This window comes from Ruegeria sp. AL2, assembly GCF_056540845.1.
Genome location: NZ_JBQFXM010000020.1, coordinates 1 through 18,527, shown reverse-complemented (window position 1 = coordinate 18,527; position 18,527 = coordinate 1). Strand labels below are relative to the sequence as shown.

20 protein-coding genes and 1 pseudogene are annotated in these 18,527 nt (G+C 57.7%); 4 read left to right on the top strand and 17 right to left on the bottom strand.

Features of this window, described 5'->3' with window-relative positions; all coding sequences use genetic code 11:
* Window positions 1-4 precede the first annotated feature (4 nt).
* From ACR0ID_RS17430 to rplO, 17 genes are all read right to left on the bottom strand, one after another.
* Window positions 5-796: an amino acid ABC transporter ATP-binding protein gene (locus tag ACR0ID_RS17430; protein WP_480484762.1), complete on the bottom strand. Its 792-nt coding sequence runs from the start codon at window positions 794-796 to the stop codon at window positions 5-7.
* A 12-nt stretch (window positions 797-808) separates the two neighbouring features.
* Window positions 809-2,107 (bottom strand): amino acid ABC transporter permease, encoded by a 1,299-nt coding sequence (locus tag ACR0ID_RS17425; protein WP_480607394.1) that lies wholly within the window; start codon window positions 2,105-2,107, stop codon window positions 809-811.
* 3 nt (window positions 2,108-2,110) lie between these two features.
* A complete protein-coding gene (locus ACR0ID_RS17420; RefSeq protein ID WP_480607391.1) occupies window positions 2,111-3,343 on the bottom strand; it encodes an amino acid ABC transporter permease in 1,233 nt (410 codons plus the stop codon).
* 123 nt (window positions 3,344-3,466) lie between these two features.
* Window positions 3,467-4,483 carry an amino acid ABC transporter substrate-binding protein gene (locus ACR0ID_RS17415; protein WP_480474036.1) on the bottom strand — a complete coding sequence of 339 codons (1,017 nt, stop codon included), beginning with the start codon at window positions 4,481-4,483 and terminating at the stop codon, window positions 3,467-3,469.
* Window positions 4,484-4,688: 205 nt separating this feature from the next.
* A complete protein-coding gene (locus ACR0ID_RS17410) occupies window positions 4,689-5,396 on the bottom strand; it encodes an ATP12 family chaperone protein (RefSeq protein WP_480474037.1) in 708 nt (235 codons plus the stop codon).
* Window positions 5,397-5,399: 3 nt separating this feature from the next.
* A complete protein-coding gene (locus tag ACR0ID_RS17405) occupies window positions 5,400-6,071 on the bottom strand; it encodes an HAD-IA family hydrolase (protein ID WP_480607388.1) in 672 nt (223 codons plus the stop codon).
* A complete protein-coding gene (locus ACR0ID_RS17400) occupies window positions 6,068-7,111 on the bottom strand; it encodes an RluA family pseudouridine synthase (RefSeq protein ID WP_480607385.1) in 1,044 nt (347 codons plus the stop codon). The genes ACR0ID_RS17405 and ACR0ID_RS17400 overlap by 4 nt, the downstream gene beginning before the upstream one ends.
* 186 nt (window positions 7,112-7,297) lie before the next feature.
* Window positions 7,298-8,608 carry a replication-associated recombination protein A gene (locus ACR0ID_RS17395; protein WP_480554832.1) on the bottom strand — a complete coding sequence of 437 codons (1,311 nt, stop codon included), beginning with the start codon at window positions 8,606-8,608 and terminating at the stop codon, window positions 7,298-7,300.
* A 3-nt stretch (window positions 8,609-8,611) separates the two neighbouring features.
* A complete protein-coding gene (locus ACR0ID_RS17390; RefSeq protein ID WP_480607382.1) occupies window positions 8,612-9,997 on the bottom strand; it encodes a trypsin-like peptidase domain-containing protein in 1,386 nt (461 codons plus the stop codon).
* A gap of 65 nt (window positions 9,998-10,062) precedes the next feature.
* The gene (locus ACR0ID_RS17385; protein WP_480607379.1) at window positions 10,063-10,470 is read right to left on the bottom strand and encodes a glycosyltransferase; all 408 of its coding nucleotides are present in this window, start codon (window positions 10,468-10,470) and stop codon (window positions 10,063-10,065) included.
* Window positions 10,471-10,579: 109 nt separating this feature from the next.
* On the bottom strand, window positions 10,580-11,002 hold the full coding sequence (gene rplQ, locus ACR0ID_RS17380; RefSeq protein WP_480474043.1) for a 50S ribosomal protein L17: 423 nt from the start codon (window positions 11,000-11,002) through the stop codon (window positions 10,580-10,582).
* 175 nt (window positions 11,003-11,177) lie between these two features.
* Window positions 11,178-12,194, bottom strand: coding sequence for a DNA-directed RNA polymerase subunit alpha (locus ACR0ID_RS17375; protein WP_480474044.1), 1,017 nt, complete (start codon window positions 12,192-12,194; stop codon window positions 11,178-11,180).
* A 114-nt stretch (window positions 12,195-12,308) separates the two neighbouring features.
* The gene (rpsK, locus tag ACR0ID_RS17370; protein WP_170462414.1) at window positions 12,309-12,698 is read right to left on the bottom strand and encodes a 30S ribosomal protein S11; all 390 of its coding nucleotides are present in this window, start codon (window positions 12,696-12,698) and stop codon (window positions 12,309-12,311) included.
* A 15-nt stretch (window positions 12,699-12,713) separates the two neighbouring features.
* Window positions 12,714-13,082 (bottom strand): 30S ribosomal protein S13, encoded by a 369-nt coding sequence (rpsM, locus tag ACR0ID_RS17365; protein ID WP_209505862.1) that lies wholly within the window; start codon window positions 13,080-13,082, stop codon window positions 12,714-12,716.
* A gap of 201 nt (window positions 13,083-13,283) precedes the next feature.
* Window positions 13,284-13,928, bottom strand: a complete 645-nt coding sequence (locus ACR0ID_RS17360) for an adenylate kinase (protein ID WP_267363761.1) — start codon at window positions 13,926-13,928, stop codon at window positions 13,284-13,286.
* Entirely contained in the window at window positions 13,925-15,289 is a 1,365-nt protein-coding gene (secY, locus tag ACR0ID_RS17355; RefSeq protein WP_480496035.1) for a preprotein translocase subunit SecY, read from the bottom strand. Before secY ends, ACR0ID_RS17360 begins: the two co-directional genes overlap by 4 nt.
* 110 nt (window positions 15,290-15,399) lie before the next feature.
* Window positions 15,400-15,873, bottom strand: a complete 474-nt coding sequence (rplO, locus tag ACR0ID_RS17350; protein ID WP_480496037.1) for a 50S ribosomal protein L15 — start codon at window positions 15,871-15,873, stop codon at window positions 15,400-15,402.
* 319 nt (window positions 15,874-16,192) lie between these two features.
* Between rplO and ACR0ID_RS17345 the strand changes: the two genes are divergently transcribed.
* From ACR0ID_RS17345 to ACR0ID_RS17330, 4 genes and pseudogenes are all read left to right on the top strand, one after another.
* Complete coding sequence (locus ACR0ID_RS17345) at window positions 16,193-17,227, top strand: fatty acid desaturase (protein WP_480607377.1); 1,035 nt, start codon at window positions 16,193-16,195, stop codon at window positions 17,225-17,227.
* Window positions 17,228-17,231: 4 nt separating this feature from the next.
* A pseudogene (locus ACR0ID_RS17340) lies at window positions 17,232-17,324 on the top strand (50S ribosomal protein L23); the annotation flags it as partial.
* Between the two features lie 205 nt (window positions 17,325-17,529).
* Window positions 17,530-18,066: an ImmA/IrrE family metallo-endopeptidase gene (locus tag ACR0ID_RS17335; protein WP_480508521.1), complete on the top strand. Its 537-nt coding sequence runs from the start codon at window positions 17,530-17,532 to the stop codon at window positions 18,064-18,066.
* Between the two features lie 12 nt (window positions 18,067-18,078).
* On the top strand, window positions 18,079-18,456 hold the full coding sequence (locus ACR0ID_RS17330) for a hypothetical protein (RefSeq protein ID WP_480607374.1): 378 nt from the start codon (window positions 18,079-18,081) through the stop codon (window positions 18,454-18,456).
* Window positions 18,457-18,527 lie beyond the last annotated feature (71 nt).

The following is an 18,527-nucleotide window of genomic DNA, read 5'->3' as shown; positions in this document are numbered from 1 at the left end:
CCGTTCAGTGTCCCAGAATCTGGCTGAGGAACAGTTTGGTCCGCTCGCTTTGCGGATTATTGAAGAACTCTTCCGGTTCGTTCTGTTCCACGATCTGGCCCGCATCCATAAAGATCACACGGTTGGCAACCTGACGGGCAAAGCCCATCTCGTGCGTCACGCACAGCATCGTCATGCCTTCTTCGGCCAGCTCGATCATGGTGTCGAGCACCTCTTTGATCATCTCGGGGTCCAACGCCGATGTCGGTTCATCGAACAACATGATCCGCGGCATCATGCACAGCGAGCGGGCAATTGCCACACGCTGCTGCTGACCACCCGAAAGCTGACCAGGATACTTGTCGGCCTGCTCGGGGATTTTCACCTTTTCAAGGAAATGCATCGCGCGCTCTTCGGCCTCTTTCTTGGGCGTCTTGCGCACCCAGATCGGGGCCAGCGTGCAGTTCTCCAGAATGGTCAGGTGCGGGAACAGGTTGAAGTGCTGGAACACCATGCCAACCTCGGACCGGATCTTGTCGATGTTCTTGAGGTCATTCGACAGCTCGGTCCCATCCACGATGATCGTGCCCTGCTGGTGTTCCTCCAGCGCGTTCAGGCAGCGGATTAGGGTGGATTTCCCTGACCCGGACGGGCCCGCGATAACAATCCGCTCGCCTTGGTTGACGGTCAGATTGATGTCGCGCAGCACGTGAAAGGACCCGTACCACTTGTTCATGTTGGTGATTTCGATGGCAACCTCGTCGCTCACCTGCATTTTGGAACGGTCGATTTCGCGGTCAATTGCAAGTTCAGACATGTGTTGAACTCCTTAACGATGATCCGTGGCAAGGCGACGCTCGAGCCACTGAGAATATTGAGAGATGCCGTAGCAGACGACGAAGAACAGAAGCGCGGCAAAGCCCAGAAGCTCCCAATAGACGCCGTTCCACTCGGTCGACGCCAGGATGGGTCCCCTGATCATACCCACCAGATCGAACATCGAAATGACCGAAACCAGTGTGGTGTCCTTGAACAGGCCAACGGCCACATTCACGATACCAGGGATCGAGATCTTCAGAGCCTGCGGCAGGATGATCAGACGCATCGCCTGAGGGTAATCCAGACCAAGGCTGTCTGCTGCCTCATACTGTCCACGTGGAAGCGCTGCCAAACCGCCGCGGATCACCTCGGCGATATAGGCGGCCGAGAACATTGTGATCATGATCACAACGCGCAGGAACAGATCAACTGTGCTTTCAGGTGGGAAGAAGTACGACAGCATCACCGAAGCCACGAACAGCAGCGTGATCAGAGGCACGCCACGGATGAATTCGATGAAGATGACGCTAACCCACTTGATCAGCGGCATGTCGGACTGACGGCCCAGCGCAAGGGCGATGCCAAGCGGAACTGACAGCGACACACAGGTGACTCCCAGCATCATGTTCAGCATGAAGCCACCCAGATCACGGCTGGGAACGGCGGAGAGCATTGCATTCTCTGACGCCCCTTCAGGGATCAGCGCCCCACCGATCTTCCAGACGACAAGCGCGACGATGATGGCGCCAAAGAAACCTGCCGCAAAGCTGTTCTTGCCGAATTTCTGGAACACGGCACCACCGGCCACGCAACCCAGCAGAGCCGCAAACGGAACTAGAATGGTACCACCCCAGATCAGCCAGAACGCAATGAACGGGTAGAGCGCTGTGAAGATAAGCATCTTGCGCGGCAGGTCGAAGAACAGCACCGGCGCAAATGCCACCAGCATCAGCACAAAGGCCAGATTCGGGCGCCAGTATTCTTCGGCCGGGTACTTGAAGCCGTAGATCAGTTGCGGCCAACGTTCGGTCAGGACGGCGAAACAGGCACCAGTCTTTCCTGCCAGAATTTCGCGGCATTCCGCCAGCGAGTTCGCATTCCAAACTCCATTCAGAATCCACGGTAGCGTGTTATTCAAAATGAGGTAGATCAGGATCAGCGAGATCACCGTCAGGATCGTGTTGGCCACACCCGAGAACAAGTTCTCGCGCATCCACTTGGCCACACCGACCTCGTTTGCCGGGGGCGGTGAGGGGGGGATTGTGCCTTCGGCCACGAAGGCGATCGAATTCGTCGTTTGATCACTCATGGCTCAGCGCTCCTTCAACTTGACGGATGCGTTGTAGATGTTCATCACCGTCGAAATCAGCAGCGAGGCTGTCAGGTAGAACAGCATCAGCAGCAAAACACATTCGATTGCACGACCTGTCTGGTTAAGCGTGATACCACCCAGCGTTGCGGTGATATCCGCATAGCCCACGGCAATCGCCAGCGACGAGTTTTTGGTGATGTTCAGGTACTGCGAGATCAGTGGCGGGATAATCACCCGCAACGCCTGCGGCAGGACCACGAGGTTCATGATCCGTCCAGGGCGAAGACCCAGCGCCGCGGCAGCCTCGGTCTGACCTTTGTTGATCGCTTGAATACCCGCACGTACGTTTTCGGCAATGAAGGCACCGGTGTAAATCGACAGGGCGAACCACAATGCGATTAGTGGTGCACCGATTTGAAGACCCCCGCGCAGATTAAAACGGTTGGCCAAAGGATCAGGCAGGTCCCATGACAGTCCCAACAAAAACAGAACAACGATAACCGGCAAGAACCAAATCGCAGCGTTCAACAGCAAGGTGTTCGGTCTGACGCCTGTTTCCTCTTGCTTGATCTGGGCGTTTTTTTTCACTAACCGCGTAGAGAAATAGGACGCGACCAATACTGCAATTACAAGCAACCAGTTCGCAACGCCGCCAAAACCACCTGTAAAGTAGGGAAGCGGTACGTAAATTCCCCGGTTGGTGAAGGCAAAGAGTCCGAGCACCATTTCACGATCGGCATCCTCACCCAAATATGCCCTTGGTGCGGGCATCGTAGCGGTGATGATGAAGAAGATGATAAGGATCCAGATCAGAACCGGAATATTCCGGAAGATCTCGACATAAAACGCCATCAGCTTTGAGATTAGCCAGTTGTTGGACAAGCGCAGAACCCCCGCGAGAACACCAAAGATGGTCGCGGTTATGCAAGCCAGAAAGGCGACCAGCAGCGTATTAAGAATACCCACAATCGCCGCCCGCCCATGAGAGGCCTGGCTGTCATATTCAATGAGGCGTTGGTTGATATCGTACCCAGACGGATCGCCAAGGAATGAATAGGAAATGTTAAGGCCAGCGGCCCTGAGGTTCTGGATCAGGTTGTTGCCCAGATACCAGATGCTAAGCGCAATAACGATTGCCGCAATCACCTGAAAGGTCAGCGATCTGTAGCGGGTATCGTTTATGAGCATCGACAGCCGAAAATCAGCTTTCGGCGGGTCAGTCATAGTCGACATATTTTGGAATCCCCGTGGCTAGCGGACTTTGTTTTTGTGGCGAGGTTGTCCCCGCTCTACGTCCGTTCGCGTAAGTTTTAGTGAAAAAGGGCGCAGGTTTCCCTGCGCCCTTTTCCGTCGATATTAGCGGAACGGCGGCGAGTACAGCAGGCCACCTTCGGTCCACTGTGCGTTTAGGCCACGTGCCAGACCGATCGGAGTTTCTTCACCGATGTTCTTGGCAAACACTTCGCCATAGTTGCCGCCGGCTTTGATCGCCTTGGCTGCCCAGTCAGCGTTCAGACCCAGCATCTCGCCCAGGGTGCCTTCGGTACCCAGCAGGCGGTTGATTTCAGGGTTTTCGGTGCCAGCGGCCAGTTCATCGATATTGGCCGAGGTTACGCCCAGCTCTTCAGCCGAGATCAGCGCGTTCAGAGTCCAGCGCACAACGTCGCCCCACTCGTGGTCGCCGTGACGGACCAGCGGGCCCAGCGGCTCTTTCGAGATGATTTCGGGCAGCAGGATGTGATCACCGGGGTTTTCGAATGTGGCGCGGGTTGCCGCCAGACCCGAAGCGTCGGTGGTGTAAACGTCACATGCGCCAGCCAGATACTGCTGCTGTGCTTCGGCGTTGGTTTCGATCGGAACCGGTTCGTAGCTGATGTTGTTCGAACGGAAGAAATCCGCCAGGTTCAGCTCGGTTGTGGTGCCGGTCTGGATGCAAACGGTTGCGCCGTCCAGTTCCTTGGCCGAGCTTACGCCCAGTGCCTTGGGAACCATAAAGCCCTGACCGTCATAATAGTTCACACCGGTGAATTCGAACTTCAGGTCGACGTCGCGGCTGAAAGTCCAGGTGGTGTTACGCGCCAGCATGTCGATCTCGCCCGAGGCCAGAGCGGTAAAACGTGTCTTACCGGTGGTCGGAACGAATTCTACCGCGCTTGCGTCGCCCAGAACAGCAGCAGCAACGGCGCGGCACAGCGATACGTCAAAGCCCTGCCATTCGCCATTGGCATCGGGAGCAGCAAAGCCAACCAGACCGGTGGTCACGCCACAGTTCAGCTTGCCGCGCGCTTTAACGTCGTCAACGGTCCCTGCCACGGCAGCGCCAGCAGCAAGACCGGCAATCGTTGCCGCGCCCAAGATTACGGATTTTTTCATTTTTACCTCTTCCTGATTTCCCGCCCCATCAGAGGCGGCTCTGCCCGGCAAGTGGATGCCGGATAGGTTACTCCAAAGGTGTCTCCCCTTTAGTGGCACTGAGTTTGGGCGTATTCATAAACAAACGTCAAGGGTCGGATCATCGAAAACGACGGATCAGACCCCAACCAATTTGAACATTTGGCCAAAAATCGGATAATAAGGATCAAACCGACATATCAAAGAAGCGTTTAGCATGCAGAAACGCGGCTTTCTTCGTTTCGGCGACCACATGGGCCTCGTCATCGTGACCCCATTGTTCGACCTGCCAGGTTTCGTCCAGCCGCGAAATGCGCCAAATTTCGGCTGGTTCGCGCCAATCCATGGCCGCCGCAAACCCGAGAATCAATGACCCCGACAAGCTGACCAGATCGTGGAACGCCGCCAGTTGAAACGCATCCAGCGCATGGACGCGAGCACGCAGCGCCGACAGGGCAGCGGCAGATTGCGGCTTGTGCAGCACACCGATAACCGGCTGCAAGCGAGCAGACAGCGCAGCCTCGGCCCAGTCGAGTGCCGGGTCCCATTCGGCGCTTTGACGTTCCTGCAACTCTGTTGGATGTGTCGCCCGATAGCACAGCAGATCAGAATCGCCGTAATCCGCAAGCATATCGGCAACTTCCCCGTACTGGAACCGAACCTTGTCGATTGCCGCATTCGCCGAACGGGTGCATGGCATTGTCGACGGATCTACCTCTTTCTGCTGGGCATCCCATTCTGCCGCAACCGCTTCGGCCATGGCGCGGGTCGGCAGGATCAACGCCGCTTTGGCAGGGGTCTTGACGCGGCGGCCATCCAGTTCAACCGTAAACCCGCCGTCGACCTCGGTGATCCGGCTTTCTTTCCAGAAGCGTTTCGGTTTCCAGTCGCTCATGTTTCAGTTCCATATCCCGGCCAGCGCATTGGGCAACTGGTCAAAGGTCTCAATCACGCAAGTGGCCGAGGTCAAAGCAGACCGATCATGGTACCCCCATGCCACGCCGATGCCGCGCACTCCGGCAGCGGCAGCCATGTCCATGTCATAGCTTGTATCGCCGACCATCACCGCGCAGTCGGGTTCGACACCGGTCTCGGCCAACGCGGTCTGCACCATGGATGGATGCGGTTTCGACGGATGGTGGTCGGCAACCTGCCGGGTGACGAAGTAGGGCTCAAGCCCATGCACTTCGATCAACGCATCAAGCCCGCGCTGGGATTTGCCGGTTGCCACCCCAAGAAGCACTTCGGGCACGGCGTGCAAGGCTTCAATCGCCTCTCTCGCACCGGGATAGAGCGGAGAGCTGGCCGCGCCCATATCCACACGATGCGCGTGATAGGCTTCCTTATACCCTTCAACGAGATCGTTCTGGACCGAGGAAGGTTGGTCCGGCACTAACCGTGCGATAGCATGTGGCAGGGACAGCCCGACGATGGACAGGATCACCTCTCGCGTCGGTACAGGGATCGAAGCGGCCTGAAAGCTGGTGGTCATGGCGTGAACGATACTGCCCTGACTGTCGACCAGAGTACCATCTACATCAAACAGAACCAGCCGCAGGGGTGCGCTCATTGCAGCGCCTCAAACGGGTCGTCGGCGGCCAGATCCTCGGTCCAGCCGAAGGTGTCCCAGCTGTGTTTCATATGTTCCGGCAAGGGCGCTGTCACGGTCACAGGTTTGCGCGTTGTCGGATGCAGGAATGACAGTCGCCGCGCGTGCAGATGCAGCTTTTTGCTGATGATCCCACCCAGTTGCGCGCCCCAGCCATCACCCAGGTTTTCCTGCCCCGAGCCACCGTATTTGCCGTCGCCGATGATCGGATGCCCGATCGCTGCCATATGCGCGCGCAGTTGGTGGGTGCGGCCTGTGATCGGCTCCATCGCCACCCAAGCGGCGCGCCCGGCCACGCGGTAGAGGGTCGCATAATGTGTATGTGCCCGTTTCGCACCGGGGGTGCTGTCGATCTCGTTCATATGGACGGGGATCATCTTTTCACCCTCGCCGTGCGCGCCATGACCAGCTGCTTTCACAAGACCCGTCTTGATTTCACCCAGATATGGCGTGGGAACACCTGCAACCAGCGCCCAGTAAATCTTGCGTGTATCGCGGTGACGGAAAGCGGCTGTCAGCCCCTTTGCGGCTTCGCGCGTGCGGGCCAGCAGCAGAACACCTGACGTGTCCTTGTCCAGGCGGTGAACCAGACGCGGGTTTTCGTCATACCCAAACCGCAACGCCTCGGACAGGCTGTCGACATGCCGGGTCTGCCCGCTGCCGCCCTGAACCGGCAGGCCCTGCGGCTTGTTCAGGGCCAGAATGTGATCATCACGGTAGATCACGCAGGACTGGATCATCTTGGCATCCGCATCCGAGATACGATGCTTGACCTCAACCGGTTTGTGATCTGGCCCCGGCAACGGCGGCACACGAACCACCTGCCCGACCTCCAATCGGGTCGAGGCCTTGGCCCGGCTGCCATCCACGCGCAGTTCCCCCTTGCGGCACATCTTTTCGATGCGGCCCTGGCTGACATGCGGGAACAGGCGGCGCAACCAGCGGTCCACACGCTGATCGCCGTCCCCTTCAGCGACTGTAATCATCTGTACGCCACTCATGCCATTGCCCCTTGCGCCGCGCGGGTGATCCGCCCGGATTGCGTCTTTGTCCGTATCCCAGAAATCATGGGGGTCTCTCGCGCGCAACGCGGCAAGAGTCAAGGTATCAGACAGGAACCTTTGGCGTTCGAGGGGGCTCAGCGCCGCCCGCCACTTCTCGGCACGATCAGTGCATTCCCAGCCAGCCTAGCTGTTGCGCTGAGTCCGAAGCTTGGCGAAGTAATCGAGGCGCTTTTTCAGCTCACGCTCGAACCCGCGTTCGACCGGTTGATACAGAACCGGGCGTTTCATCGTTTCGGGGAAATAGTTCTGACCGGAAAACCCGTCTTCGGCGTCATGGTCATACGCGTAGCCGGCACCATATCCCTGATCCTTCATCAGTGATGTGGGGGCATTCAGGATATGTTTGGGCGGTGGCTCGCTTCCCGATTGCTTGGCCAGCCGCATCGCTGCCTTATAGCCGACATAGGCGCCGTTGGATTTCGGGGCCAGGGCCAGATAGACCAGCGCCTGCGCCAGCGCCAGCTCACCTTCGGGGGAGCCGAGCCGCTCATACGTTTCCCAGGATTGCAGGCATATGGCCTGCGCCTGCGGGTCGGCCAGACCGATATCCTCGACCGCCATCCGTGTGATCCGACGCGCCAGATAGCGCGGGTCTTCGCCCCCTGTCAGCATTCGCGCGAACCAGTACAGCGCCGCGTCCGGGTCGGACCCGCGTACCGATTTGTGCAGGGCTGAAATCAGGTTGTAATGTTCATCGCCCGACTTGTCATATTTCGCCGCCCGCCGCATCAGACGCGTCGACAGCGCGTCCGTGTCCAACGGTGCATCAACCTTCCAAGCCGAAACCTGTTCGATCAGGTTCAACAACGCCCGTCCGTCCCCATCGGCCATTTCCTGCAACGCATCGCGGGCTGCGGGTGTCAACGGCAACGCGCGGCCCAGCTCTTTTTCGGCACGCTGGGTCAGGCGTTCAAGATCGGAAAGGCCAAGCCGTTCCAGCACCAGAACCTGCGACCGGCTGAGAACAGCAGCGTTCAGCTCAAAGGACGGGTTCTCGGTCGTTGCCCCGACAAGAAGGATCGTGCCGTCCTCCATATGCGGCAGAAAACCGTCCTGCTGTGCCTTGTTGAAGCGGTGAATCTCGTCCACGAACAGCAAGGTCCCCTGCCCATTCTGACGCCTGATCTTGGCCGCTTCGAAAACCTTCTTCAAATCCGGTACACCGGTGAAAATCGCACTGATCTGAACGAAATGCAGATCGGTTTCCTGCGCCAGCAACCGTGCGATCGTCGTCTTTCCGACACCGGGCGGCCCCCAGAAGATCAGGCTGGACAGACTGCCCGACGCCAGCATGACCCCCAGCGGCGCATTCGGGCCAAGAACCTGTTCCTGACCGATGACCTCGGCAAGAGTCTGCGGGCGCAACCGGTCCGCCAGGGGACGGTGTGGCGCAGCGGTGGGTTCCGTTGGCCCGGTATCGAACAGATCGCTCACGGGTTACAGCCGGAACCGCAATGAGACTGACCGGCCACCGCGCAGAAGACCCATCTGCACACGACGACCCGGATCTGTCAGCGCATTCTCTACATCCCCAGGACGTTCGATGTCATTGGAATTGATGCTTTCAAGAATATCCCCCGATCGCAAACCCGCGCGTCCACCATAGGGACCGGGATCAACAACAACGACACCTGTCTGGGACAGTGGCAAGCCCATATCAGAGATCACCGCAGGGTTGACGCGGGACACCACCAGCCCCGGCAGGACAGTGTCTTCATCCAATGTCGTCTCTTCAGCCGCCGGGACTTCGGGCGCTTTGATCAGTGCCACCTCAACCTCTTCGCTCTGGGTGCCACGCAGCCGTGTCAGAACCGATGTTCCCCCAACCCCTGCGACAGACATGCGAAACTTCATCTCGGCAGGTGAGTTCACTTCGTCCCCGTCCACATGGGTCACGACATCCCCCACCTTAAGCCCCGCCTCGCGCAGCGGGCTAAGGTCATGCAGGTCCGAGATGACAACACCCAGTGGGATGGCAAGACCAAGGGATTCAGCAATATCCGCGCTCATATGCTGACCGGTCATGCCTGCCCAAGGGCTGACAAAACTGTCATTGCCCTGCTGTGCCTGTTTCAGGAACTCGGCCACAAGATTTGCGGGGATGGCAAAACCGATGCCATTCGACCCGCCCGAGCGTGTCAGAATAGACGTGTTGATCCCGATCAGGTCCCCGTTCATATCAATCAGCGCACCGCCGGAATTCCCCGGATTGATCGCTGCATCTGTCTGAATGAAATACCCGCGCGCATTGCCCGTCGCCGTACCTGTACGCGCCAAGCCCGAGATGATGCCAGAGGACACCGTCTGCCCCACCCCGAATGGGTTGCCGATGGCAAGGGCCAGTTCGCCAACCTCGACCTGATCGGAATCGCGCAGGGTCAGGTAGGGCAGATCTTGCGCCTCTTCCAGAAGCAGGATCGCAATATCGCTTTCTTCGTGCCCCAGTACGACCGTGGCAGAAAACTCGCGCCGATCGGTTGTCACGACCCTGATCTCGGTCGCCGAGCCTACAACATGGTAGTTGGAAACAACGTAGCCATCTTCAGACAGGATGACCCCGGAGCCCAGCGAGTTCTGAACCCGCGGCTGCGGCGTTCCCAGGCTGCCGCCGAAGAAATCCCGAAAGAACGGGTCCGAATAAAACGGGCTGGCCCGCCCCTGCCGCACGATCTTGGCGTAGATATTCACCACCGCAGGCGAGGCCTTTTTGACCACCGGAGCAAAGCCCAGAGAGATTTCGGACTGTGATTGCGGGACGCGGGTTTCGGCAAATGCTGGCGGGGCCATGACAAGCATAAGAGAAATAATGGATGCGCGGATCATGGGGGCTCCGGATTAGATCATCCTTGGGATATGCGGGGCAAAGGCGATAAATGCAAGCCGCCCGCTCAGCTTCGGCGGCGCAGGAACTTGAGCCCGGACCAATCGGCGTCAACCGCGCAAACCTGCACGTCGACCCAGCCCAGCGGCAGGATTTCACCGCGCAGCATATCCTCGGTCACACCTGCGTGCAGTGGCGAAGATTTTTTGGCCCAGGAGACCCACAGCATTCCTCCGGGCCGTATGTGGGCAATCTGCTCAGCCGCCATTTCGGCGATCTGGTCCGGGTGGTTCAGGAACATGTGAACCGCATCCGCGAGATCGGCTACGGGGTCGAACAGAACACCGTCGGCACCCGCTGTCAGGTTTGCATAATGGGCAGGGGCGTTGAGCGTACGGACCATGTATCCGGGTTTGAATCCCAGTTTCGCCCAGAGCGGTTTGCCCGAGTATCCTGCTGTGGGTTCACTTGCCATAACAGCCTGAACTTATGGCGCAAATCGAATGAAGGCAATTGGTTGGCTGAGGCACAAAAAAGCCCGCCCGATTGCTCGGGCAGGCGCATCAGGTCGATGACCGTCGTGCTTATTCTTCGGCTGCGGCCTCTTCGGCGGCAGCGCGGGCTTTGTCCGCGGCGCCTTTGGCATCGATGTCGCGATCGACGAATTCGATGATCGCCATCGGAGCCATGTCACCATAGCGGAATCCGGCTTTCAGGATGCGGACATAACCGCCCTGACGCTCAGCATAGCGGGGGCCCAGAACTTCGAACAGCTTGGCGACGTCTTTGTCTTCTTTCAGCTGTGCTGCGGCCTGACGGCGGGCGTGCAGGTCGCCGCGCTTGCCCAGGGTGATCAGCTTTTCGATGATCGGGCGCAGTTCTTTTGCCTTTGGCAGAGTTGTCTTGATCTGCTCATGTTCGATGAGCGAGCCAGCCATGTTTGCAAACAGAGCCTTGCGGTGCTCATGAGTACGGTTCAGGCGGCGGTAACCACGTGCGTGACGCATTTTTCAATTCCTTCTTTCGCGTTTTGCTTTGTCCGGCCTCCGATGCGTGTCAGAGGCTCACCTTGGGGCGGGATTGCCCGGATTGTACGTTTTGTACCGGCTTTCAGACCCCATTGGTCCGAAATGTACAAAACCTGCGACGGCAGGTTGGACCCGCCGCCGCAGCCGAAGATGCTTAGAATGCGTCTTCGAATTTCTTTGCCAGATCTTCGATGTTGTCGGGCGGCCAATCCTCGACATCCATGCCGAGGTGCAGACCCATGCCGGACAGCACTTCCTTGATCTCGTTCAGCGACTTGCGGCCGAAGTTCGGGGTGCGCAGCATCTCGGCTTCGGTCTTCTGGATCAGGTCGCCGATATAGACGATGTTGTCGTTCTTCAGGCAGTTTGCCGAACGGACCGACAGCTCCAGCTCGTCCACTTTCTTCAGCAGCAGCGGGTTGAACTCCAGACCATCGTCTTCGTCCTGACGGTTTGCCGATTCCGGCTCGTCGAAGTTGACGAAGATCGAAAGCTGATCCTGCAGGATGCGCGCGGCGTAGGCCAGTGCGTCATCGGGAGTGATCGAACCGTCGGTATCGATCTTCAGGGTCAGCTTGTCATAGTCCAGAACCTGACCTTCGCGGGTCGGCTGCACGTCATAGGCAACTTTCTTGACCGGCGAATAGATCGCGTCGATCGGGATCAGGCCGATGGGCGCATCTTCCGGCTTGTTCTTTTCAGCCGAAACGTAACCCTTACCGGTGTTGACGGTCAGCTCCATGAACAGGTCGGCGCCGTCGTCCAGGTGACAGATGACGTGATCGCGGTTCAGAACCTCGATACCTGCGCTTTCGCTGATGTCACCTGCGGTAACGATTGCCGGACCTTTGGCATTGATCGACAGGCGCTTGGGGCCTTCGACTTCCATGCGCAGGGCAACCTGCTTGAGGTTCAGGATGATGTCGGTGACGTCTTCGCGCACGCCCGCAACCGAGGAGAACTCGTGCAGGACGTTGTCGATCTGGACGCTGGTGATGGCCGCGCCTTGCAGCGAGCTCATCAGGACGCGACGCAGGGCGTTGCCCAGGGTCAGACCAAAACCACGCTCCAGCGGTTCGGCAACCAGGGTCGCCTGACGCGCAGGGTCGTTGCCCGGCTTGGCTTCCAGCTGGGTCGGCTTGATCAATTCTGCCCAATTCTTGTGGATCATGTAATCCCTCCATTCCTGCCCGCGCCCCATGACCAACAAGGTGCAGACGCCCGAGGTTCAAAATGACGTGCTGGGGCCGTGTAAAAACACAGCCCCAGCTTAATTTCAGATCGCTTAGACGCGACGACGCTTCGGCGGACGGCAGCCGTTGTGAGCAATAGGGGTCACGTCACGGATCGACGTGATGTTGAAGCCCACGGCAGCCAGTGCGCGCAGAGCCGACTCACGACCCGAACCGGGGCCTTGAACTTCGACTTCCAGCGTCTTGACGCCATGTTCCTGCGCTTTCTTGCCTGCGTCTTCCGCAGCCATCTGCGCGGCATACGGGGTAGATTTCCGCGATCCCTTGAAGCCCATGGTACCGGCAGACGACCACGAGATGGCGTTGCCCTGTACGTCCGAGATCAGGATCTTGGTGTTGTTGAAGGTCGAGTTCACATGGGCAACGCCCGATGCGATGTTCTTGCGCTCTTTGCGCTTGATGCGAGTCTTATCGCGTGCCATCAGTCAGACCCTCCCTTATTTCTTCTTACCGGCAATGGCCTTTGCGGGGCCTTTGCGGGTACGAGCGTTGGTGTGGGTACGCTGACCGCGAACCGGCAGGTTGCGGCGGTGACGCAGACCGCGATAGCAGCCCAGGTCCATCAGACGCTTGACGTTCATCTGAACTTCGCGACGCAGGTCACCTTCGACGGTGTAGTTGGCGTCGATATGTTCGCGGATGGCCAGAACTTCGGCATCCGACAGTTCATTGACGCGGCGGTGCGCTTCAATGCCCACGGCTTCGCAGATCGCGTTGGCCGAGGTGTTGCCGATACCGGTGATATATGTAAGGGCGATTGGAACCCGCTTTGCAGTCGGGATGTTTACGCCGGCAATACGTGCCACGTGTCACTTTCCTTTTTGTTGCGGTTCCGTAACTCCGGAACCTTTTTTCACAACACTTTACCGTGGCAGTGACGCCAGAGGGTCCAGTATTATTCGAGGTGGTCGGGGCAATTGGGACGAATCCCGCATGCGGTCTTGATTCCCTTTAGGGATGGGGGTCGATATGGGCTTTTGGTGGGGCCGTCAAGCCCCAACTTTCGGTCAACCCAGTATCGCCTCGATCGACGCGGTGACTTCCTTGATATCCGCCAGCCCATTCACCGGACGCAGATCGCCCTTGGCGTAGTAATAGCCAATCAGCGGAGACGTCTTCTTGTAGTATTCCATCAGGCGCGTGCGCAGGCTGTCTTCGTTGTCATCGGCGCGGCGCTGGAAGTCATTTTCCTTGCCGCAATTGGTGCATTTGCCATCCGCCGGAATTGGCTTGGTGTTGTCGTTATAGACTTCACCACATCCGCCACAGGTTGAGCGTGCGGTGATCCGACCCACCAGCGCGTCGTCATCAACGCGCATCTCGATCACGGTGTGCAGCGACTGGCCCAGCTTGGCCAGCAAAGCGGCCAGAGCATCGGCCTGCGCCAGCGTGCGGGGAAAGCCGTCAAAGATGAAACCGGCCCCTGTTTCGGTGGTCAGTTTCTCTTCGATCAGGCCGATCACGATTTCGTCGGTGACCAGCTTGCCCGCATCCATGATCGCCGCAACCTTCCGGCCCATCTCGGTGCCCGAGGTCTTGGCTTCGCGCAGCATGTCGCCCGTGCTGAGCTGCACCATGCCGCGTGTTTCCACCAGGTGACGGGCCTGCGTTCCTTTCCCAGCCCCCGGGGGGCCCAACAGAATGATATTCATCGACGAGAGGGTCCCTTCCTGCCGCGTTTCTTGCTTTTGCCGCGCAGTTGAGACTTTTCGATAAGCCCTTCGTATTGATGCGCCAGAAGATGGCTCTGAACCTGCTGGATCGTATCCATGGTCACGGAGACGATAATCAGAACCGAGGTGCCGCCGAAATAGAACGGGATGGCAAACTGGTTGCGCAGAATCTCGGGCAGCAGGCAGACCAGTGCCAGATAGGCCGACCCCAGAACCAGCACGCGGTTGACCACGTATTCCAGATACTCGGCGGTTTTCTTGCCCGGACGGATACCGGGCACGAACCCGTTCTGCTTTTTCAGGTTGTCCGCCACATCATCCGGTTTGAACGACACGTTGAACGTGTAGAAATATGCAAAGAACACGATCATCGACGCGAAGAACAGCAGATACAGCGGCTGTCCGGGGCCGAAATTGGCCAGCAGCCACGACATGATCGGCCCATTTGCCGCGCCCGACGAGAAGGTCGAGATCGTCACCGGCAGCAGCAGCAGCGAGCTGGCAAAGATCGCCGGGATCACGCCCGCGGGGTTAACCTTGACCGGCAGGTGGCTGGAGCCGCCTTCGTAGATTTTCATCCCGGCCTGACGGCGCGGGTACTGAATATGGATCTTTCGCAGCGCCCGTTCCATGAAGACCACGAACATGATGACGGCAATCACCATCACGATCACGCCAACGATCACGGCGGGGCTGATTGCGCCCGAACGGCCCGACGCGAAGAACTGCGCCAAGGCGGCGGGGACCTCGGCGATGATGCCGACGAAAATGATCAGAGAGATACCGTTGCCGATGCCGCGTGCGGTGATCTGCTCACCCAGCCACATCAGGAACATGGTGCCGCCGACCAGTGTGATCATGGTCGACATGCGGAAATACAGCCCCGGATCGGTCGCCAGATCGCCCGATTCCAGCGAAACGGCCAGACCATAGGCCTGGACGGTGGCCAGCGCCACGGTGCCGAAACGGGTGTATTGGTTGATCTTCTTGCGGCCCTGCTCGCCCTCTTTCTTGAGCTGTTCGAGCGCGGGAACCATCGACGTCAGCAGCTGCACGATGATCGAGGCCGAGATATAGGGCATGATGCCAAGGGCAAAGATGCCCATTCGGCCAAGCGCCCCGCCCGTAAACATCGAAACCATGCCGCCGATGCCCTGCCCCGCCTGTTCCATGAACTCGCGCAATGCTGCTCCGTCGATCCCCGGCACCGGAATGAAGGTGCCCAGACGATAGACGATCAGCAAACCCAGCGTGAACAGGATGCGGTTGCGCAGATCGGTGGCCTTGCCAAGGGCAGCCCAGCTTGTGTTGGCTGCCATTTGTTCTGCTGCTGATACCATAAAGTCGGTCTCTCTTATGCAAACGCCGCCCGGAACCGTTTTCCGGCTCGGACGGCGTCTTGGAAAACTCTGAAGTCTATGTAAGCGGGTCTTTGCCCGCTCACAAGCGCTTACTCTGCCGCAGCGGCTTTTGTGACTTTCAGTGAACCGCCCGCTTTTTCAACTGCCTCGACAGCAGCTTTCGACGCACCGGTCACTTCCAGATCAACCTTGGCGCTGATCTCGCCTTTGGCCAGAACGCGGATACCGTCCAGCTTGCGGCGGACCAGACCGGACGCAACCAGAGCGTCTTCGGTGATCGCAGCCTTGGCGTCCAGCTTGCCGGCTTCGACGAATTTCTGGATCAGGCCCAGGTTGATGACGGCGAATTCCTTGCGGTTTGGCTTGTTGAAGCCACGCTTGGGCAGACGCTGGTACAAGGGCATCTGACCGCCTTCATAGCCATTGATGGCCACACCCGAGCGGGATTTCTGGCCTTTGATACCACGGCCACCCATTTTACCTTTGCCGGAACCCGGACCACGGCCAACGCGGGTGCGTTTTGGGGCGGCGCCAGGATTGTCGCGCAATTCGTTCAGTTTCATTTCGCTTCTCCTAAGCCGGATATGACCCCCGAAGCGTGATGGGCCAAACACGGCATTTCTTGGTTTTGATTCTCGCGGCCAAAAAGCCACCGCAGGCGTATAGGCCCGATGGCAGGGCTTGGCAAGACTGTAGATCGCCAGCCGCTTGTCATGACCGGCAAAAGCCCCGGGACCGGCCCCGCGGGTGAACCCAAAAGGACACCTTCACCGGGGTCTGACCGAAAATCGAGCACGAAATATGGCGATTTTGGCAATTATCGCTTGCCATGACCGGGCGGTAGTCTATCCGGATTGCCACAAACAAGAACTTGGCAGGCGCATGACTGAAACCACTCTCTCGACCCGGAAACAGCCGGAGACTACCGCTGCACGTGACTGGGTAACAACGCTTGCCAAATATCGCGAACCCGACCAGCTGCGCAGCGCGTTTGAGCTGGGCGTCAGTGTCATCCCCTTCTTCGCGCTCTGGGCTTTGTCCTGGATGTCGCTGTCGGTCAGCTATTGGCTGGCTTTTGCGATTTCCGTTCTCAACGCGGCCTTTCTGTTGCGCCTGTTTGCCATCCAGCATGATTGCGGGCACGGCGCGTTCTTCAAGAACCGGACGGTCAGTGACTGGGTTGGACGCTCGATCGGAGTTCTGACGCTGACACCTTATGATGTCTGGCGCCGCACGCATTCCACACATCACAACAGTTCCGGCAATCTGGGCAAACGCGGGATGGGCGATATCCACACCCTGACCGTGGCCGAATATCAGGCGAAAACCCCGATGAACCGGTTCTGGTATCGTGTGTATCGAAACCCGATCACCCTGTTTGTCTTTGGCCCCGGTTATCTGTTCCTGTTTCAGAACCGCCTTCCACTGGGTCTGACCGACAGCGTCCGGTTCTGGGTCAGCGCGATGGCCACCAATCTTGCCATTCTGGTTGCGCTTGTGGCCATCTACTATTTTGGCGGGCTGATGCCGATGGTACTGATCTTCCTGCCCTCGACCCTGATTGCCGCCACCGCCGGGGTATGGCTGTTCTATGTGCAACACCAGTTCGAGGACACGCATTGGGACGCCGATGAAGACTGGCAGTTGCACGAAGCGGCGCTGCACGGAAGCTCCCATTATATATTGCCGTCCGTGTTGCAGTGGTTCACCGCCAATATCGGTATCCACCACGTGCATCACCTCTACAGCCGCATTCCGTTCTATCGCCTGACCGAAGTGCTGCGCGACCATGATGAACTGGCCAACAGCAACCGGATGACCATCCGCGAAAGCCTCGCCAACGCGCGGCTGCATTTGTGGGATGAGCAAAGCCGCCGTCTGCTGTCCTTTGCCGAGGCCCGCGCGCTTTATGGGTGAGGGGTTCCGTGGCCAGCTGGGCCGTCGGAAAGACGTCAAGAAATCCTATGTGACCCTGGAAAAGGGCAACTCCATCGACGTGTCCGCCGGTCTCTGATCGAACCCGTCTTTGGAAAGAGGTAATGGCCCTCGCGAAAGCAGGGTTTTTTTGAAAGTTGTGCGACCTAAATTACATACAGGCACATCATGTTGGGTGGATAAAGTGACGCAGGACAATATAATGCTATATTAACTTGTTTCGGCTCTGTTTTACGTGCTAAAATTGCTCTGCAAATGTCTAACGTTTGCAAATGGAGGGTATTTTGAAAGATAATTTTCACGCTCCCAAGGCACTGGGTGCTTCCAAAGCTGGTGTCGAAAAATATGCTGAGGACTTGGCCAAAAAGATTGGATTCGGCCCCGGGGATAGCATTGAGGAGCTTGTTCAGAAAAGTGGCGGCAAGCTTGTCGTTGGCACAAGTGGGTTTGGCGATGAAGACAGTGGTTCGATCGTCGCGCGCGCAGTCAATGATTTTGAGATATATGTCTCCCGCCATACTTCTTTGAAGCGAGATCGCTTTACGATTGCGCACGAGCTGGGTCACCTTCTGCTGCATTTTGGTGCAATAAAGAAAGTCGACGAAAACGCGGTTATGCGTGCAACTCGTTATGTGGATCAAAGTGACCAAGACCAGCAAAGGGCTGAATGGGAGGCAAACTGGTTTGCTGCCGCGTTCTTAATGCCTTCGGAAGAGTTTGCCGCGGCATATCGCGAAGGCGGAGCTTCAAATGCTGCGTTAGTATGCGGGGTCAGTCTGCATGCCGCAAAAATTCGAGCGGATAACCTTAAGATTTCTTAATCGAGAAAATTGATGGAAGAACTATCTGTTCCCGACTATCGGGTTCGCATATTTTTGTCTGTTGATCTGACTGGATCCACAGCTTTTAAGTCAAAAAACAATAGTTTCCGTTGGCTCAAGGCGTTCCAGCTTTTCTACGATCAATTTCCAAATTTGTATTCTGAGCACTTTGCAAAAGTTTGCGGTGATATTGAAGGTATAGGACCGGAAGAGAAAGCGAATTTGCCTAAAATTTGGAAGACAATCGGGGACGAAATTTTGTTCGTAAACCGAGTTGAGAGCGTTACCCATCTAGGCGCATATGTGACTGCCTTTTCTCAAACTCTGCATGCTTTTGGTGAAAAAGTTGCGGCCTATGAGGGCCTAAACACTAGGGTCAGGATGCATTGATTTCCAACGCGCTGCGTGATTCACGGCTCGGAAAACGGAGCGGTGTCATGAGCGATCTTTACTGGCTGACC

What these genes read in the sequence shown, in the direction of transcription:
- secY (WP_480496035.1), bottom strand. Translation starts at nt 15,289, where the DNA reads ATGGTATCAGCAGCAGAACAAATGGCAGCCAACACAAGCTGGGCTGCC.
- rplQ (WP_480474043.1), bottom strand. Translation starts at nt 11,002, where the DNA reads ATGCGTCACGCACGTGGTTACCGCCGCCTGAACCGTACTCATGAGCAC.
- ACR0ID_RS17375 (WP_480474044.1), bottom strand. Translation starts at nt 12,194, where the DNA reads ATGATCCACAAGAATTGGGCAGAATTGATCAAGCCGACCCAGCTGGAA.
- rpsK (WP_170462414.1), bottom strand. Translation starts at nt 12,698, where the DNA reads ATGGCACGCGATAAGACTCGCATCAAGCGCAAAGAGCGCAAGAACATC.
- ACR0ID_RS17420 (WP_480607391.1), bottom strand. Translation starts at nt 3,343, where the DNA reads ATGTCGACTATGACTGACCCGCCGAAAGCTGATTTTCGGCTGTCGATG.
- ACR0ID_RS17330 (WP_480607374.1), top strand. Translation starts at nt 18,079, where the DNA reads ATGGAAGAACTATCTGTTCCCGACTATCGGGTTCGCATATTTTTGTCT.
- ACR0ID_RS17425 (WP_480607394.1), bottom strand. Translation starts at nt 2,107, where the DNA reads ATGAGTGATCAAACGACGAATTCGATCGCCTTCGTGGCCGAAGGCACA.
- ACR0ID_RS17415 (WP_480474036.1), bottom strand. Translation starts at nt 4,483, where the DNA reads ATGAAAAAATCCGTAATCTTGGGCGCGGCAACGATTGCCGGTCTTGCT.
- ACR0ID_RS17345 (WP_480607377.1), top strand. Translation starts at nt 16,193, where the DNA reads ATGACTGAAACCACTCTCTCGACCCGGAAACAGCCGGAGACTACCGCT.
- ACR0ID_RS17410 (WP_480474037.1), bottom strand. Translation starts at nt 5,396, where the DNA reads ATGAGCGACTGGAAACCGAAACGCTTCTGGAAAGAAAGCCGGATCACC.
- ACR0ID_RS17430 (WP_480484762.1), bottom strand. Translation starts at nt 796, where the DNA reads ATGTCTGAACTTGCAATTGACCGCGAAATCGACCGTTCCAAAATGCAG.
- rplO (WP_480496037.1), bottom strand. Translation starts at nt 15,873, where the DNA reads ATGAAACTGAACGAATTGCGCGACAATCCTGGCGCCGCCCCAAAACGC.
- ACR0ID_RS17385 (WP_480607379.1), bottom strand. Translation starts at nt 10,470, where the DNA reads ATGGCAAGTGAACCCACAGCAGGATACTCGGGCAAACCGCTCTGGGCG.
- ACR0ID_RS17360 (WP_267363761.1), bottom strand. Translation starts at nt 13,928, where the DNA reads ATGAATATCATTCTGTTGGGCCCCCCGGGGGCTGGGAAAGGAACGCAG.
- ACR0ID_RS17390 (WP_480607382.1), bottom strand. Translation starts at nt 9,997, where the DNA reads ATGATCCGCGCATCCATTATTTCTCTTATGCTTGTCATGGCCCCGCCA.
- ACR0ID_RS17405 (WP_480607388.1), bottom strand. Translation starts at nt 6,071, where the DNA reads ATGAGCGCACCCCTGCGGCTGGTTCTGTTTGATGTAGATGGTACTCTG.
- ACR0ID_RS17400 (WP_480607385.1), bottom strand. Translation starts at nt 7,111, where the DNA reads ATGAGTGGCGTACAGATGATTACAGTCGCTGAAGGGGACGGCGATCAG.